This window comes from Caulobacter sp. GW821-FHT11E10, assembly GCF_058808375.1.
On sequence record NZ_JBXARP010000002.1, the window covers coordinates 598,490 to 613,772 of the forward strand.

The window sequence follows — 15,283 nt, forward strand, 5'->3', positions numbered from 1 at the left end:
CCTTCGCGGCCATCACCCTTCCAAGAAGGACTCGACCTCGCGGCGGGACGGCATGGACGGCGCCGCGCCGGCCTTCTGGACCGACAAGGCGGCCGCGCCGTTGGCCAGCTCGACGGCCTCGCGCAGCTCCATGCCGGACGCCAGGGCGGCGGCCAGGGAGCCGCAGAAGCAGTCGCCGGCCCCGACCGTGTCGACGGCCTTGACCTTCTTGCCCTCGACCAGGAACGCCTCGTCGCGACGCACGGCGGCGACGCCGGCCGAGCCCAGGGTGACGATGATCGTCTGATCCGGGCGGCTCATCAGCTTGCGGGCGGCGATCGAGACCTCTTCCAGGCGCGAGGGCTCGCGGTCGAGCTTGCCGTAGGTCGCCAGCTCGGTCTGGTTCAGGATCAGGATGTCGGTCAGTGGGAACAGCGCCGCGCCCTGCGGCAGGGCCGGGGCGGCGTTCAGCACCCGCAGCGCGCCCTTGGCGGCGCCGGTGCGGAACAGGGCCTCGATGGTGGTGGCCGGCGTCTCCAGCTGGCTGAGCAGGACCCGCTGGCCCTCGATCGGCGTAGCCGACACGTGCTGGGGCGTCACCAGGGCGTTGGCGCCGGCCGTGACGACGATCATGTTCTCGGCGCTGTTGGCGACCCAGACGTGGGCCTGGCCGGTCGGCACGCCTTCCAGCTCCATCACGTCGGCGACCTGCACGCCGTAGCCGGCCAGCTTGGCCTTCAGGCTCTTGCCGCTGTCGTCGCCGCCGACGGCCCCCATGAGGCGGGTCGGCGAGCCCATGCGGGCGGCCGCGACCGCCTGGTTGGCGCCCTTGCCGCCCAGGAACAGCTCCAGAGAAAGGCCGGCCACCGTCTCACCCGGCCGCGGCAGGTCATCGACCCGCGCCACGGCGTCCAGATTGATCGAGCCGAGAACGAAAACGGTCATGGTCTTGGTCTTCTTGGTCTTTAGTTCAGTCGCTATCCGCCGCCGCCGCGCTGGAAGCTCTCCACGAGGCTCCCCGCGACGAGTCGCCAGCCGTCCACTAGCACGAAGAAGATCAGCTTGAACGGCAGACTGATCGACGCGGGCGGCAACATCATCATGCCCATGCTCATCAGGACGCTGGCGACGACCAGGTCGATGACCAGGAACGGAATGAACAGCAGGAAGCCGATCTCGAACGCGCGCTTCAACTCCGAGATCATGAAGGCCGGGGTCACCACCTTCAGCGGCGTGTCCTGGGCGGTCTTCGGCGTCGGGATCTTCGACAGGCGCACGAACAGGGCAAGGTCATCGCGGTCGACCTGGCGCAGCATGAAGCCCTTCACCGGCCCACTGGCGGCGTCGAAGGCCTCGGGCAGCTCCATCTGGTGGTCCAGCAGCGGCTTGATGCCCGCGTCGTAGGAGCGCTCGAAGGTCGGGCCCATGACGATGGCGGTCAGGAACAGGGCCAAGCTGATGATCACCGGGTTCGGCGGGCTCTGCTGCACGCCGATGGCGGTCCTCAGCAGACCCAGCACCACCACGATCCGCACGAACGAGGTGGTCATGATCACGATCGACGGCGCCAGCGACAGCACCGTCATCAGGCCGACCAGCTGGACGACCCGATCGGTCAGGCCCGCGCCCGTGCCGAGGTTAATGTTCACCGCCGACTGGGCCATGGCCGCGGCCGGCATGACGGCGCAGGCGATGCCGGCCAGCACCGAGATGATCGCGGCGCGGCGAAGATCCTCGGCCTTGGCGCCCGTCACGGATTTGAACAGGTCGCGCATCAGACCACGGGCTCCGGAGCCTTGACCGTCGCGGCGGACACGGGCCTGGCCGCGCCGGGCGTCGGCGCCCAGTCCAGCAGCTTGCCGTCGCCCAGCAGCACCATGCGCTCCTCGCCGTCCAGGCTGACGACCACGAGGCGGCGGGTGGGATCGAGGGCCAGGCTCTCGACGATCTTCAGCCGCCGGTCCTGGCGCGAGGCGATCAGCCGGCCCACGGCGTCGGGTCCGAACTTGCGCAGGGCCCAGGCGGCCAGGCCGATCAGGCCCAGCGTGACGGCCAGCGCCGCGAGGGCGCGAAGGAATTCGATGGGATCTACCATGGACCGCCCAAAGCGAGACAACTTGGCGCAGGGAAACAACCCGCCTGACCCTGGTGTGCCTGAGGGTTCTTAATGCCGAATTAACCCTGTTTCTTCACCATGATCGCCATGGGTCCGGATGATCTTCCCCTTTTCGGCATGCTCAAGAGCCGCCTCGGTTATCTGACCGAGCGCCAGAAGCTTGTCGCCCAGAACGTGGCCAACGCCGACACCCCGGGATATCGCCCCCACGACCTGAAGGCCTTCAGCTTCCAGACCTCCCTGATGAACCAGGGCTCCGGCGCGGTCTATCGCGGCGGTCGCAGCGCGCCGACCGGTTCGGTCAGCATGATGGCCACCTCGGCCTCGCACATGGCGCCTTCGAACGCTCCCAGCGCCTGGCGGGCGACGGCGGGCGCCGATTCGGAGACCACCCTCGACGGGAATGCGGTCTCGCTCGAGGACCAGATGCTCAAGATGACCGACGCGCGGATGAACTACGACGCGGCGATCACCTTCTACCAGAAGTCCATGAACATGCTGCGCACCGCCGCGCGCAAGCCGAACGGCTAAGGACCTAAGGCATGCCCGAGATCAAGTCCCAACCCCTGGCGACCATGGCCGTGGCCTCGTCGGCCCTTCGCGCCCAGCAGGGCCGCATGCGGGTCATCGCCGAGAACCTGGCCAACGCCAATTCGACCGCGCGCACCGCCGGCGGCGATCCCTACCGCCGCCAGGTCCCGGTGTTCCAGCCGACCAAGGTCGCGGGCGCGGAAGGCGTGCAGATGCTGCGCGTCGATCCGGACCAGTCCGAGTTCAAGACCGAGTACGATCCCGGCAACCCGGCCGCCGACGCCAAGGGCTACGTCAAGCTGCCCAACGTCAATTCCCTGGTCGAGGCGCTGGACATGAAAGAGGCGCAACGCGCCTACGAAGCCAACCTCAACGTCATCGAGACGGCGCGCTCCATGCAGGCGCGCACCCTCGACATCCTCAAGCGATAAGGGGCTAGGCCATGATCACCGCGCTCGCCGCCGCCAAGGCCTACGCCTCGCAAGGCGCCATGGGTATCGGCTCCGTCGGCTCCATCGGCGGCTCCGACAAGAAGGGCGGCATCGACTTCGGCGAGCTGCTGAAGTCGACCATGGACGGTGCGACCAAGGCCTCCAAGGTCGCCGAAACCAAGATCGCCGACCAGGTGGCCGGCAAGGCCGAACTGGTCGACGTCGTCACCGCCATCAGCTCGGCCGAGGCCAGCTTGGAAACCGTGATGGCCGTGCGCGACCAGGTGATCTCGGCCTACCAGGAAATCATGCGGATGCCGATCTAGTCGGCTTTCGACTCCCCAACGAACAAAAAGAAGGGCCGCGTCCGGAAGGACGCGGCCCAGTTTGCTTCAGGGGAGAAGAACAACGAACGCTACGCCTACTCACACATGCAGAAAGGTCTTGGCCACCGTCAGCAGGCCGCCCCAGACGACGGCGTTCAACACCGAGGCCAGCAGCACCGCGAAGCCGAGAGGCCATTGGCGGGCGCGACGACGGGGACGCGGATCGAACGGGCGAGCTTGGGACGCAACAGGCATGGGACCTCCTTGAACCTGTCGCCATGGTCGAGATTGACTCGGCCCGCGCGAACCGCGCGAGCTGTCGCGCGCCGCCTTGTCGCACCCGAGGTTTGATTCAACGCTTGGGGCCGGCGAAGGTGATTCTTCCCCGCGTCCGGAGCCCCCATGACCGACGCCCTCAAGACCCCCGCCCTCAAGACCGACGCGATCGTCCTCGATCAGGTCAGCAAGTCGTACGGCGACCGCGCCGTGCTGGCGCCGACCTCGCTGACGATCGCCAGAGGCCGGTTCGTCGCCCTGGTCGGCGGATCGGGCGCGGGCAAGACCACCTTGCTCAAGCTCATCAACGGCCTTTCGGCGCCCTCGAGCGGGCGGGTGTTGATCGACGGCGCCGACATCGCCGCCGGTCCTGGCCCGGAGCTGCGGCGCGGGATCGGCTATGTCTTCCAGGAAATCGGCCTCTTCCCCCACATGACCGTGGCCCAGAACATCGGCGTCACCCCCGCCCTGCTCGGCTGGCCGGCGGGCGACATCGCCGAGCGGGTCGACGAACTGCTGGACCTGGTCGCCCTGCCGCGTGACCTCGCCGGCCGTGCGCCCTCGGCCCTGTCGGGCGGCCAGCGCCAGAGGGTCGGCGTGGCCAGGGCCCTGGCGGCGAGGCCCTCGATCCTGCTGATGGACGAGCCGTTCGGCGCCCTGGACCCGGTGACCCGCGTGGCGTTGGCCGACGACGTCCGCGCCCTGCACGAGCGCCTCTCCCTGACCACGGTGATGGTCACCCACGACGTCGGCGAGGCCTTGCTGCTGGCCGACGAGGTCGTGGTCATGGCCGACGGCGAGGTGCTGGCCCAGGCCTCGCCGCGCGCGCTGTTGGCGAACCATGCCAATCGGGTGGTCGCCGACCTGATCGCCGCGCCGCGCAAGCAGGCCCAGCGCCTGGCGGAACTGGCCCGTGGCTGATCGCCTGAACTCGGCCCTCGCCGTCCTGCCCGAGCGCCTCGGCTGGCACGTGACCCTGTCCGCCGCCGCCCTGGCCCTGGGCCTGGCCATCGCCCTGCCGTTGGGTATCGCCGCCGCCCGCGGTCCGCGCCTGAAGTGGATCGCCCTGGCCGCCGCCGGCCTGGTCCAGACCGTTCCCAGCCTGGCCCTGCTGGCCCTGTTCTATCCCCTCCTGCTGCTGCTCTCGGGACTGGCCGTAAAGACCCTGGGCCATGGCTTCCCAGCCCTGGGCTTCCTGCCCTCGCTGCTGGCCCTGACCCTGTATTCGATGCTGCCGATCCTGCGGAACGCGGCGGCCGGCGTATCCGGCGTGGACCCGGCCGTGGTCGAGGCGGCCCGAGGCGTCGGCATGACCGATCGCCAGCGCTTGTGGCGGGTCGAGCTGCCCCTGGCCGCGCCGGTGATCATGGCCGGGGTACGCACCGCCGCCGTCTGGACGATCGGGGCCGCGACGCTCTCCACGCCCGTCGGCCAGACCTCGCTGGGCGACTACATCTTCTCGGGGCTGCAGACCGAAGACTGGGTGGCGGTGCTGGTCGGCTGCGCGGCCTCGGCGGTCCTGGCCCTCACGGTCGACGCCTTGCTGGGCCTAATCGAGGACGGCGTGGCGCGGCGCGACGCGAAACGCCTGTGGGCGGGCGGCCTGGGCCTCGCCATCGGCCTCCTGGCGGCCCTGGCGCCTCTGGCCAGCGCGGCCTTGTCGCACGACCGACCCAGCTACGTGATCGGGGCAAAGAACTTCTCCGAGCAATACATCCTGGCCGAACTGATGGCGGACCGCCTGGAGGCCAAGGGCGCCGGCGTCCAGCAGCGCGTGAACCTGGGTTCGGCCGTCGCCTACCGCGCCCTCGCCTCGGGTGAGATCGACGCCTATGTCGACTATTCCGGCACCCTCTGGGCCAATGTCCTGAACCGCCAGGACAATCCCGGCCGCCAGGCCTTGCTGGACGGCCTGCGCACCCAGCTGAAAGCCCGCGACGGTGTTGTTCTGCTCGCGCCGCTGGGCTTCGAGAACGCCTATGCCCTGGCCATGCGCCGCGACCGCGCCGAGCAACTGGGGGTCAAGACCCTGGCCGACCTGGCCGCCAGGGCCCCGAACCTGGTGATGGGCGGCGACCTGGAATTCTTCTCGCGCCCCGAATGGGCCGGCGTCGAGAAGGCCTATGGCCTACGCTTCAAGGCCAAGCGCCAGTTCCAGCCGACCTTCATGTACCGGGCCCTGGCCAGCCGCGAGGCCGACGTGATCTCGGCCTTCTCCAGCGACGGGCGCATCGCGGCGGACGATCTGGTGCTGCTGGGCGATCCGAAGGGCGCGCTGCCGCCCTATGACGCGGTGATCCTGATCTCGCCGAAGCGCGCGGACGATCGGCGCCTGCTGGACGCGCTGAAGCCGTTGGGCGGCAGCATCGACGTCAAGGCGATGCAGGCGGCCAACTACGCGGTCGATCGGGATGTAGGGAAGAAGAGCCCGGCCGAAGCCGCGGCGACGCTGAACCGTTAGGCCGCGCGGATGCCCGAGAAGCCGCCCTCGGACTGGGCGCCGACCACGGCGTCGTAGCCGAGGATCATGTCGACGTCCTTGCCGTTCGTGGCCAGCGGCAGACGCAGCCACAGGATCGACATGTGCGGCGAGCCCCGCCAGGCCAGGCTGTGGACGCCGACACCCGGACGGCGCTCGTCGACAACCTTGTCCAGTTCCTTGCGCCAGTAGTCGAAGGCGGCGGTGTTGTAGACGTCGCCGATCATCCGGCCGGTGATCTCGCGGCCATAGACGCCATAGAGACCGGTGCCCGCCAGGCGCAGGCGATAGTCGCGCGGTTCATTGACGACGTCGATCAGGCTGACCGTCGGCAGCAGCCGCTTCATGCTCTTAGGGTGCAGGTCGACGCGCGCTGGGAGGCTCGCCCCCCGGCGGAGGGACGCCCAGTAGGCGAACATCTCCTGGTGAGCGCGGGCCGCCGAAGCGGATGCGCTCAATTGCGCGGACATCTTCAGAGTCCTTAACAAGCCTTTGGAATCACTCGATTCACTATCGCTTAAGGAACGAATCGGCGGCAAGTGAAAACTTGTCGCGCGACAAGATTCCCGGGGAGAGTCAACCGCGAAGAGAAACGCCCGCCATCCGGACTCGGATGACGGGCGTTGCGTTTTCTCGAGGCCCGTTAGGGCCAAGCTTTTGTTCCGACTCGGCTATTTGCCCTTGCGAGCCGGTTTGCGACCGCCCTGACCCAGGCCCATTTGCTTGGCCAGGTTCGAACGCGCCTCGGCGTAGTTCGGAGCGACCATGGGGTAGTCCTTGGGCAGGTTCCACTTCGCGCGGTAGTCTTCCGGCGTCATTTCGTACTTGGTGCGCAGGTGGCGCTTCAGCGATTTGAACTTCCGGCCGTCTTCCAGGCAGATCAAGTAGTCGGGGGTGATCGACTTCTTGACCGAAACCGCGGGCTCCTTCGGCGCCGGAGCCGGCTCGGCCATGGGAGCGCCGACAGTGGCGAGCGCGCCGTGGACCTGCTTGATCAAGGCCGGCAGGTCGGCGGTCGCGACCACGTTGTTGCCGACATAGGCGGAGACAATGCCCGCCGTCATCTCGATCAGGTCCGTTTGATCTTCCATAAGGCCTCGCCCGTCGCCAAATCTTTTGCTGGTGCGGCTGATTCCAGGATCAGTCGAGGCGTGCATACAAAGATTGCCCAGTCCGGGCAATACGGGCTCTGCAAGAGATTATCTGTAATAACCACTGTTCATCAGACGAGCTCAACCGCGCACATTACGAGTAAGTAAGGTTGAGTTCCTGATCGGCGAGAAGCAGCGACCGCGAGAGACCGGCGATATCCGGCGTTCAACGACCAAAATCGCGCGAGAGCGCCAACATCGCCGCGCGCTGGGGCGCCGAGTATTCGTCGACGGCCGCTTCATCGCCCTCGCGGATGGCCTTCAGCAGGGCCGGCGTCAGCGCCGAGGTCAGCGACCAGTTCCAGTAGCGCAGAACCGTCTGGGCGCGATCGACGGCGATGGCGTCGTAGACGGTCAGGACGCGTTCCAGGGCGTGGTCGGTGGCGCCGCTGCGGTCGACTTCCTGGCGACGCAGGCCGCGCCACAGCTGCCTTATGCAATTGCGCGGCAGGCCGGTGGCCTTGCACAGGATGGCCAGCGGCTCACCGCCCGGATCGGTGAAGATCTTGGCGCCGGTCATCGGCTTCAGGCCCGAGAGATATGAGATCTCTTCGGCCACCTCGCGGGTGAGGCCGCGCTCGGCGGTGGCGATCGCGTCGTCCAGGCTTTCGAACGGGCTCTTGGCGATGGCGGCGCGATTGCGCTGGCGGCGCTCGATGAACTGCAGGGCCTTGCGCGACAGCGGGTCCTGCCAGCCCTCGGCCGAGGCCAGGGCGAAGACGTCGCCGACGGCGTCCTGCAGGATCTCGCGCGATACCGCGAAGCGCTGAAGGATCGTCTTGCGCGCCTCGGCGTCGGCCCACCAGAACATCACATAGGCGTGGCTGGGCCGCAGTTCGCTCCGGCGCAGCAGCAGCGGGATCAGGTGCTGGGAGTCACGCGTCGCGGCGACGATGTTCTCCACGCCCTGGTGGCTGAGCTTGACCAGTTCGTTGCGCAGCAGCGTCTCGATGACCGGCGGCTCGGCCATGTCGATCAGGGCGTCGGCCACGACCTCGCTGACGCCGCGGCGCTGGGCGATCAGGCGGCGGTGCTCGATGGTCGCTTGATAGAGGCAGCTGATCAGGTCGGCGTCCGACAGCTTCTCGCAGTCGACCAGCAGGGCGCGGGCTACGGGCAGCTCGTCGCGCAGCAGCAGGCGCACGAGGACCCCGGGGATCTCGTTGAGCATGGCCAGGCGGCGGGCGACCTTCTCGCGCTCGACGGCATTGGCGTCGCGCAGCATCTCGACCAGCAGGTCGGCGGTCATCGACCGCTCGAAGGCGTTGATGCGGCTGGTCGGCAGGCAGACCACGTCGGCCAGGCGCTTGAGCAGGGTCGTGCGCGAACGCCGGGTGGGCTTTGGGGCCTCCGGGTCTTCGAACGACGATGTCAGGGCGCTTTCGTTCATCGGCATGACAAGAGCAGATCGTGCTTAACGACCAATGAGCGTGGGCCGCGACAAACTCACCGGAACTGGGGATCCTTCCATTCCGGCCAGATGTCGGGCAGGTCGCTCGACACCTTGTTCGGATAGACCGGCGCGCGCTTTTCCAGGAACGAGGTCACGCCCTCCTTGGCGTCACCGGAGGCGCCCCGCGACTGGATTGCCCGGCTGTCGGCCTTGTGGGCCTCCATGGGGTGATCGGCGCCGGCCATGCGCCACAGCAGCTGGCGGGTCAGGGCGACCGAGACCGGGGCGGTGTTGTCGGCGATCTCGCGGGCCAGAGCCCGGGCGGCGGGCAGCAGCTCGTCGGGCGCGTGCAGCGAGCGGATGAGGCCCTTGTCCAGCGCCTCTTGGGCCGGGAACACGCGGCCGGTATAGCACCACTCCAGCGCCGTCTGCAGGCCGACCAGCCGCGACAGGAACCAGCTCGAGGCGGCCTCGGGATTGATGCCTCGACGCGCGAAGACGAAGCCGAACTTGGCCTCGGTCGAGGCCATCCGGATGTCCATCGGCAGCTGCATGGTCACCCCCACGCCCACGGCCGCGCCGTTGATCGCGCCGATGATGGGCTTGAGGCTGTCGTACATCCGCAAGGTCACGCGGCCGCCGCCGTCGCGATAGATGTCGCCGACCTTGCCCTCTTCCCGCTCCAGGGCCTGGGGCGAGGTGCGATCGAAGGTGGCCCCGCCGCCGCCCAGGTCGGCCCCCGCGCAGAATGCCCGGCCCGCCCCCGTGATGATCACCACCTTCACCGCGTCGTCGGCGTCGGTGACGTCGAACACCTCGATCATGTCCTTCATCATCCGGGCGGTGAAAGCGTTCATCCGGTCCGGACGGTTCAGGGTGATCGTCGCGATCCCGTCCTCGACGTCATAGAGCAGGGTCTCGAAGGTGGGTTGCGACATGGGGGCTTCCTTCCGGTTTGGAGCGATCCAAACATGTGTATGAATTACGGGCAATCGCTGAGAAGATCCCCCCCTCCGGGGGAGGTGGCCCGGAGGGCCGGAGGGGGCAGCGCGGCGAATGCCGAGATGGCCCCCTCAGTCGCTCCGCGACAGCTCCCCCAGCGGGGGAGCATCTCGAAGCCCTAGCCCCGCTTCACGCCCAGCTTGCTGATCGCGTGGACGAAGTTGTTCGGCGCGATCTCGATGTTCCCCGTCCACTTCAGGTCCGGGAACCGCGCCAGGATCTGGCGATAGGCCTCCTCCAGCTGGATCTGGGCCACGCGCTTGCCGATGCAGGTGTGGGGGCCGTAGCCGAAGGCGATGTGCTTGCCCGCGTTCGGCCGGGTGACGTCCAGCTGGTCGGGGTTCTCGAACATCGCCGGATCGCGGTTGGCCGCGCCGTAATACATCACCACCTTCTCGCCCTCGCGGATCAGCTGGTCGTGGACCTCGACGTCGCGAGTGGCGGTGCGGCGCATGTAGATCACCGGGCTGACCATGCGGATGAACTCGTCGACCGCCCCGCCGAGTAGTGAAGGATCGTCGATCAGCTTCTGCTTCTGGTCCGGGAACTCGGTCAACAGCTTCATCGCGCCCGACAGGGTGTTACGCGTCGTGTCGTTGCCGGCGAACACGATCAGCAGCCACGAGCCGTCCAGATATTCGTCGGCCAGCAGAGCGCCGTCGACCTGGGCCCGGGCGATGGCGGTCATCAGATCGGCCTGCGGCTCCTCGCGGCGCTTGAGCAGCATCCGGCGGCCGTACTCGAACATCTCCTCGACGCCGTTGTTGAAGTCCTGGACGAACTGCATCAGCTCCAGGGTCGGGGCGATCGGGGCGGCGGCGTTCTGCACCGCCAGGTCCTGGGCGCGTTCCAGATAGTGCATCCAGCCCAGGAACTTCTGCCGGTCCTCGGGCGGCACGCCCAGGATCTCGCACAGGGTGAACAGCGGCAGGATCGAGCTGAAGTGCTCGACCATGTCAATCTCGGCGCCGTCCGCCAGCAGCGGCTCCATAGCGTCCAGCAGCCGGGTCACCTCGGCCCGCACCCGCTCGGTCAGGCCGCGCAGATAGGCCGGCGTGAAATAGGGCATGTGCTCGCGACGCAGCTGCAGATGATGCGGCGCGTCGAGATTGATCATGGTGTCCATCGACGCCCGGAACAGCAGGGCGTGGCGCTTCTCGGGCGTGCCCATCGACATCAGGATGCCGCCGCGCTGGGACGAGAAGGCCTCCGGATCGCCATTGACCCGCTGGACGTCGTCGTAGCCGGTCAGGGCCCAGAAGCCGGGACCGTCATAGGGCTCGGCGTGCCACATCACCGGCGCCTCTTTCCGCATCCGCGCGAAGTCGGCCCAGGGCTGGCCCTGGCTGAAGCGAAAAATGTCGGCGAGGTCGACTCCGCCCAGCGTCGGATAGGTCGGCGGCGCGCCTGGACCGGCCTTGCCGTCCACCACCGTCTGGCTGATCAGATCCATCGCGCGTCTCCCCAAGGCGCTCATGCGAACGCCGTTCTTTGGAGGTGACGATAACCCGGAACGGCCCGTGGCCAACGGCGCCGCGACGGCAACTTGCGCGGCGGTCCAATCTGGGCTCACCCTCTCAACTGAACATCGATCACGCGGGTTACACGCGGACGATACAAAGGGAGAGTGCGATGAGCGGGATCATCGAGGCCGACTACGTGATCGTGGGCGCAGGTTCGGCGGGCTGCGTGCTGGCCGCTCGCCTGTCCGAAGGCGGCAAATTCAAGGTGGTGCTGCTGGAGGCCGGCGGCGACGACCGGCCGACCAAGAACCTCTCCCAGTTCGCGTCGAACCTGATGATCCACATCCCGGTCGGCTATTCCTCGACCCTCAAGGATCCCAAGGTCAACTGGCTCTACACCACCGAGCCGGACCCCGGCACGGGCGGACGCCAGCACATCTGGCCGCGCGGCAAGGTGCTGGGCGGCTCGTCCTCGATCAACGCCATGCTCTATGTCCGCGGCCAGGCCGCTGACTATGACGGCTGGCGTCAGCTGGGTTGCGAGGGCTGGGCCTGGGACGACGTCCTGCCCTATTTCCGCAAGGCCCAGAACCAGGAGCGCGGCGCCTGCGACCTGCACGCGACGGGCGGTCCGCTGAACGTCGCCGACATGCGCGACGCCCACCCGATCTCCGAGGCGCTGATCGAGGCCTGCGACCAGGCCGGCATCCCGCGCTATCCCGACCTCAACGGCCCCGACCAGGAAGGCGCCACCTGGTACCAGGTGACCCAGAAGAACGGCTCGCGCTGCTCGTCCGCCGTCGCCTATCTGCACCCGGCCATGAGCCGACCGAACCTGCGGGTCGAGACCAATGCCCTGGCCAGCCGCGTCCTGTTCGAGGGCAAGCGCGCCGTCGGCGTAGAGTTCATGCAGAACGGCGTCAAACGCGTCGCCAAGGCCAAGGGCGAGGTGATCCTGGCCGGCGGCGCGATCAACTCGCCGCAGCTGCTGCAGCTGTCCGGCGTGGGTCCCGGCGCGCTCCTGCGCGAGCACGGGATCGCGGTCGTCGCCGATCTGCCCGGCGTCGGCGAGAACCTGCAGGATCACTATATCGTCGCCGCCCGCTATCGCCTGAAGGCCGGCACGATCTCGGTCAACGAGCAGAGCAAGGGCGGACGCCTGGCCGCCGAGGCCATGAAATACCTGCTGTTCCGCAAGGGCCTGCTGACCCTGTCGGCGGCGCACGTGGCGGCCTTCTGCAAGTCGCGACCGGATCTGGCGGGACCGGACATCCAGTTCCACATCCTGCCCGCCACCATGGACCTGGAGAAGCTGTTCAACGAACAGAAGATGGAGCTGGAAGGCGCGCCCGGCATGACCATCGCCCCCTGCCAGCTGCGGCCGGAGAGCCGGGGCCATATCCGGATCAAGTCGGCCGATCCGTCGACCTATCCGGCCATCTTCGCCAACTATCTGTCCGACCCACTGGACCAGGAGGTCACCGTCGCGGGCCTGAAATGGGCGCGCAAGATCGGCGCCCAGCCGGCCATCGCCAAGTATGTCGAGCAGGAGATGAACCCGGGCCCGGGCATCCAGACCGACGAGCAGCTGCTGGAGTTCGCGCGCCAGACCGGCTCGACCCTCTATCACCCGGTCGGCACCTGTCAGATGGGAACCGGGCCGGCCGCCGTGGTCGACGCCCAGCTGCGCGTGCGCGGCGTCGAGGGGCTGCGCGTGGTCGACGCCTCGATCATGCCGCGCCTGATCTCGGGCAACACCAACGCGCCCTCGATCATGATCGGCGAGAAGGGCGCGGCGATGATCCTGCAAGACGCCAAAGCGGCCGTGGCGGCCTAGCCCGAAACTAGAGAGGTCACCCGGCGATGCACCCCTACCTCCACGCCCAGACGCAAGGCGACAAGCCGGCCTACATCATGGCCGGGTCCGGCGAGGTCGTGACCTACGCCCAGCTGGACGCGCGGTCGAACCAGGGCGCGCATCTGTTCCGCGCGCTGGGCCTGAACGCCGGGGACGTCATCGCCATCCTGATGGAGAACAACGCCCGCTTCTTCGAGGTGGCGTGGGCGGCGCAGCGGGCCGGACTCTACTATGTCTGCGTCTCGACCAAGCTGACGGCGGCCGAGGTCGAGTACATCCTGAACGACTGCGGGGCGAAGGTGTTCGTCACCTCCACCGCCATGGGCCCGCTGATCGACGAGGTCGCGCGGCTGGTCCCCGACCTCACCCTGTTCGCGATCGGCGGCCCGTACGGCGCCTATGCCGACTTCGAGGAGGCCCGGGCCAGCGAGCCGACCACGCCAATCGCCGACGAGACCGCCGGCTCGGACATGCTCTATTCGTCCGGCACGACGGGTCGCCCCAAGGGCGTCAAGCCGGCCCTGAACGGCGGCCCGATCGACGCGCCCAACGCCTTGCAGATGATGGCCCAGGGCCTGTTCGGCTTCTCGGGCGACAGCGTCTACATCTCGCCGGCCCCGCTCTATCACGCGGCCCCGCTGCGCTGGTGCATGACCGTGCATAAGCTGGGCGGCACGGTGATCGTGATGGAGAAGTTCGAGCCCGAGGCGGCGCTGGCCCTGATCGAGAAGCACCGGATCAACTGCGGCCAGTTCGTCCCGACCCACTTCGTGCGGATGCTGAAACTGCCCGAGGCGGTTCGGGCGAAGTACGACGTCTCCAGCATGAAGTCGGCGGTCCACGCCGCCGCACCCTGCCCGGTGCCGGTCAAGGAACAGATGATCGCCTGGTGGGGTCCGGTGATCTACGAGTACTACGCCGGCACCGAGGGCAACGGCTTCTGCTGGATCAATTCCGACAACTGGCTGGCCCACAAGGGCAGCGTCGGCCAGGCCGTGCTGGGCGAACTGCGCATCTGCGACGACGCCGGAGATCCCGTCCCGCCGCGCACCGAGGGCGCGGTCTATTTCGCCAACGGCCCGGCGGTGAACTACCACAACGCCCCCGACAAGACGGCCGAGAGCTACAACAAGCACGGCTGGACAACGCTGGGGGACGTGGGCTGGGCCGACGAGGAGGGCTACCTCTACCTCACCGACCGCAAGAGCTTCATGATCATCTCCGGCGGGGTGAACATCTATCCGCAGGAGATCGAGAACCTGCTGATCACCCACCCCAAGGTCGCCGACGCCGCCGTGGTCGGGGCTCCGCACGAGGAGATGGGCGAGCAGGTGGTGGCGGTGATCCAGCCGATGGCCTGGCTCGAGGACCACACCGATCTCGCCGAGGAGCTGATGGCCTTCGCCCGGGCCAATCTCAGCCACGTGAAGTCGCCGCGCCGCATCGACTTCATGGCCGAGCTGCCGCGCCACCCGACTGGCAAGCTCTACAAGCGCCTGATCCGCGACGCCTACTGGGGCAAGGGCGAGAGCCGGATCGTGTAGGGCGGCGTTCGCCGCCTTGCCCTCGCCGCCGGCCCGTGCCACCTAACCAAACAACTGTTTGCCAAGAGTGAGTGGGGAGAAGAACACCATGAAGGAAGTCGCCTACGCCGACATCGCCGGCCTGGTCGGTGAGGAGATCGGGGTGTCCGACTGGGTCGAGGTCACCCAGGAGCGCGTCAACCTGTTCGCCGAGGCCACCGGCGACCACCAGTGGATCCACGTCGACGTCGAGCGCGCCACCCGGGAAATCGGCGGTCCGATCGCCCACGGCTATCTCACCCTGTCGCTGATCCCGATGCTGGGCGCGGACATCCTGCGCGTCACCGGCGTCACGCGCGGCATCAACTACGGCTGCGACAAGGTCCGTTTCACCGGCATGGTCCGGGTCGGCAAGCGCGTCCGCATGCGCCAGAAACTGGTCAGCGTCGAGCCCAAGGCCGGCGGCCTGCAGATGAAGAACGAGTGCACCATCGAGATCGAGGGCGAAGAGCGCCCGGCGTGTGTCGCCGAGACGATCTCGATCATCTACGGGGCTTAGGCGCCCATCCAACCCACCAAACATCGCCTTCCTCGCCCCCGTGGCGAGGACCCATGGTTCGGCCAGGCTCGATAGTGATCGGCGCGCTCCGCGAGCGTGGAAGCGTTCCGATTTCAGACCTGAGCGGCGGAACGATGGGCCCTAGGCACGAGGCCTAGGGAGGCGGAGGCTGGTTGGCTGAAAACGAGGACTTCCC

Annotated in this window: 17 protein-coding genes; 8 read left to right on the forward strand and 9 right to left on the reverse strand. The window is 67.9% G+C overall.

Annotated elements, in window-relative coordinates:
• Positions 1-12 precede the first annotated feature (12 nt).
• From AC1RRV_RS05760 to AC1RRV_RS05770, 3 genes are read right to left on the reverse strand one after another with little or no spacing between them, the layout of a single operon-like run.
• On the reverse strand, positions 13-924 hold the full coding sequence (locus AC1RRV_RS05760; protein WP_492858622.1) for a ribokinase: 912 nt from the start codon (positions 922-924) through the stop codon (positions 13-15).
• Positions 925-956: 32 nt separating this feature from the next.
• Positions 957-1,757 (reverse strand): flagellar type III secretion system pore protein FliP, encoded by an 801-nt coding sequence (gene fliP, locus AC1RRV_RS05765; RefSeq protein WP_492858666.1) that lies wholly within the window; start codon positions 1,755-1,757, stop codon positions 957-959.
• Complete coding sequence (locus AC1RRV_RS05770) at positions 1,754-2,074, reverse strand: flagellar biosynthetic protein FliO (protein ID WP_492858623.1); 321 nt, start codon at positions 2,072-2,074, stop codon at positions 1,754-1,756. Before AC1RRV_RS05770 ends, fliP begins: the two co-directional genes overlap by 4 nt.
• A 108-nt stretch (positions 2,075-2,182) precedes the next feature.
• On the opposite strand from AC1RRV_RS05770, the gene flgB reads away from it, so the two are divergent.
• The 3 genes from flgB to fliE are packed head-to-tail and all read left to right on the forward strand — an operon-like array spanning position 2,183 to position 3,383.
• On the forward strand, positions 2,183-2,626 hold the full coding sequence (gene flgB / locus AC1RRV_RS05775) for a flagellar basal body rod protein FlgB (RefSeq protein WP_492858667.1): 444 nt from the start codon (positions 2,183-2,185) through the stop codon (positions 2,624-2,626).
• Between the two features lie 11 nt (positions 2,627-2,637).
• Complete coding sequence (flgC, locus tag AC1RRV_RS05780) at positions 2,638-3,057, forward strand: flagellar basal body rod protein FlgC (RefSeq protein WP_492858624.1); 420 nt, start codon at positions 2,638-2,640, stop codon at positions 3,055-3,057.
• Between the two features lie 11 nt (positions 3,058-3,068).
• Entirely contained in the window at positions 3,069-3,383 is a 315-nt protein-coding gene (gene fliE / locus AC1RRV_RS05785; protein WP_492858625.1) for a flagellar hook-basal body complex protein FliE, read from the forward strand.
• Between the two features lie 99 nt (positions 3,384-3,482).
• On the opposite strand, the gene AC1RRV_RS05790 is transcribed toward fliE, so the two are convergent.
• Positions 3,483-3,638 carry a hypothetical protein gene (locus AC1RRV_RS05790; RefSeq protein ID WP_492858627.1) on the reverse strand — a complete coding sequence of 52 codons (156 nt, stop codon included), beginning with the start codon at positions 3,636-3,638 and terminating at the stop codon, positions 3,483-3,485.
• A gap of 147 nt (positions 3,639-3,785) precedes the next feature.
• On the opposite strand from AC1RRV_RS05790, the gene AC1RRV_RS05795 reads away from it, so the two are divergent.
• Positions 3,786-4,580, forward strand: a complete 795-nt coding sequence (locus tag AC1RRV_RS05795; RefSeq protein WP_492858628.1) for an ATP-binding cassette domain-containing protein — start codon at positions 3,786-3,788, stop codon at positions 4,578-4,580.
• Positions 4,573-6,120 (forward strand): glycine betaine ABC transporter substrate-binding protein, encoded by a 1,548-nt coding sequence (locus tag AC1RRV_RS05800; RefSeq protein ID WP_492858629.1) that lies wholly within the window; start codon positions 4,573-4,575, stop codon positions 6,118-6,120. The genes AC1RRV_RS05795 and AC1RRV_RS05800 overlap by 8 nt, the downstream gene beginning before the upstream one ends.
• Here the strand turns inward: AC1RRV_RS05800 and mopJ are convergent.
• The 5 genes from mopJ to AC1RRV_RS05825 all read right to left on the reverse strand — a co-directional run bounded on the left by mopJ (position 6,117) and on the right by AC1RRV_RS05825 (position 11,137).
• On the reverse strand, positions 6,117-6,614 hold the full coding sequence (mopJ, locus tag AC1RRV_RS05805) for a motility/cell cycle regulatory protein MopJ (RefSeq protein WP_492858668.1): 498 nt from the start codon (positions 6,612-6,614) through the stop codon (positions 6,117-6,119). The genes AC1RRV_RS05800 and mopJ overlap by 4 nt on opposite strands.
• A gap of 195 nt (positions 6,615-6,809) precedes the next feature.
• Complete coding sequence (locus AC1RRV_RS05810; protein ID WP_492858630.1) at positions 6,810-7,229, reverse strand: Ros/MucR family transcriptional regulator; 420 nt, start codon at positions 7,227-7,229, stop codon at positions 6,810-6,812.
• Positions 7,230-7,455: 226 nt separating this feature from the next.
• A complete protein-coding gene (locus tag AC1RRV_RS05815) occupies positions 7,456-8,679 on the reverse strand; it encodes a DUF2336 domain-containing protein (RefSeq protein ID WP_492858669.1) in 1,224 nt (407 codons plus the stop codon).
• A gap of 56 nt (positions 8,680-8,735) precedes the next feature.
• Entirely contained in the window at positions 8,736-9,620 is an 885-nt protein-coding gene (locus tag AC1RRV_RS05820; protein WP_492858631.1) for a crotonase/enoyl-CoA hydratase family protein, read from the reverse strand.
• 182 nt (positions 9,621-9,802) lie between these two features.
• Entirely contained in the window at positions 9,803-11,137 is a 1,335-nt protein-coding gene (locus tag AC1RRV_RS05825) for a cytochrome P450 (RefSeq protein ID WP_492858632.1), read from the reverse strand.
• A 179-nt stretch (positions 11,138-11,316) separates the two neighbouring features.
• Here AC1RRV_RS05825 and AC1RRV_RS05830 point away from each other — a divergent pair, with 179 nt between their 5' ends.
• The 3 genes from AC1RRV_RS05830 to AC1RRV_RS05840 all read left to right on the forward strand — a co-directional run bounded on the left by AC1RRV_RS05830 (position 11,317) and on the right by AC1RRV_RS05840 (position 15,087).
• Positions 11,317-12,984: a GMC family oxidoreductase gene (locus AC1RRV_RS05830; RefSeq protein ID WP_492858633.1), complete on the forward strand. Its 1,668-nt coding sequence runs from the start codon at positions 11,317-11,319 to the stop codon at positions 12,982-12,984.
• A gap of 26 nt (positions 12,985-13,010) precedes the next feature.
• Positions 13,011-14,549, forward strand: coding sequence for an acyl-CoA synthetase (locus AC1RRV_RS05835; RefSeq protein WP_492858634.1), 1,539 nt, complete (start codon positions 13,011-13,013; stop codon positions 14,547-14,549).
• A gap of 88 nt (positions 14,550-14,637) precedes the next feature.
• Positions 14,638-15,087 carry a MaoC family dehydratase gene (locus tag AC1RRV_RS05840; protein WP_492858635.1) on the forward strand — a complete coding sequence of 150 codons (450 nt, stop codon included), beginning with the start codon at positions 14,638-14,640 and terminating at the stop codon, positions 15,085-15,087.
• The last annotated feature ends 196 nt before the right edge of the window (positions 15,088-15,283 follow it).

Excerpts from the sequence above, each read along its gene's own strand:
- AC1RRV_RS05810 (WP_492858630.1), bottom strand. The coding sequence starts at position 7,229 with ATGGAAGATCAAACGGACCTGATCGAGATGACGGCGGGCATTGTCTCC.
- AC1RRV_RS05790 (WP_492858627.1), bottom strand. The coding sequence starts at position 3,638 with ATGCCTGTTGCGTCCCAAGCTCGCCCGTTCGATCCGCGTCCCCGTCGT.
- AC1RRV_RS05815 (WP_492858669.1), bottom strand. The coding sequence starts at position 8,679 with ATGAACGAAAGCGCCCTGACATCGTCGTTCGAAGACCCGGAGGCCCCA.
- AC1RRV_RS05840 (WP_492858635.1), top strand. The coding sequence starts at position 14,638 with ATGAAGGAAGTCGCCTACGCCGACATCGCCGGCCTGGTCGGTGAGGAG.
- flgB (WP_492858667.1), top strand. The coding sequence starts at position 2,183 with ATGGGTCCGGATGATCTTCCCCTTTTCGGCATGCTCAAGAGCCGCCTC.
- AC1RRV_RS05820 (WP_492858631.1), bottom strand. The coding sequence starts at position 9,620 with ATGTCGCAACCCACCTTCGAGACCCTGCTCTATGACGTCGAGGACGGG.
- AC1RRV_RS05760 (WP_492858622.1), bottom strand. The coding sequence starts at position 924 with ATGACCGTTTTCGTTCTCGGCTCGATCAATCTGGACGCCGTGGCGCGG.
- AC1RRV_RS05825 (WP_492858632.1), bottom strand. The coding sequence starts at position 11,137 with ATGGATCTGATCAGCCAGACGGTGGTGGACGGCAAGGCCGGTCCAGGC.
- AC1RRV_RS05770 (WP_492858623.1), bottom strand. The coding sequence starts at position 2,074 with ATGGTAGATCCCATCGAATTCCTTCGCGCCCTCGCGGCGCTGGCCGTC.
- AC1RRV_RS05835 (WP_492858634.1), top strand. The coding sequence starts at position 13,011 with ATGCACCCCTACCTCCACGCCCAGACGCAAGGCGACAAGCCGGCCTAC.
- AC1RRV_RS05795 (WP_492858628.1), top strand. The coding sequence starts at position 3,786 with ATGACCGACGCCCTCAAGACCCCCGCCCTCAAGACCGACGCGATCGTC.
- flgC (WP_492858624.1), top strand. The coding sequence starts at position 2,638 with ATGCCCGAGATCAAGTCCCAACCCCTGGCGACCATGGCCGTGGCCTCG.
- fliE (WP_492858625.1), top strand. The coding sequence starts at position 3,069 with ATGATCACCGCGCTCGCCGCCGCCAAGGCCTACGCCTCGCAAGGCGCC.
- AC1RRV_RS05830 (WP_492858633.1), top strand. The coding sequence starts at position 11,317 with ATGAGCGGGATCATCGAGGCCGACTACGTGATCGTGGGCGCAGGTTCG.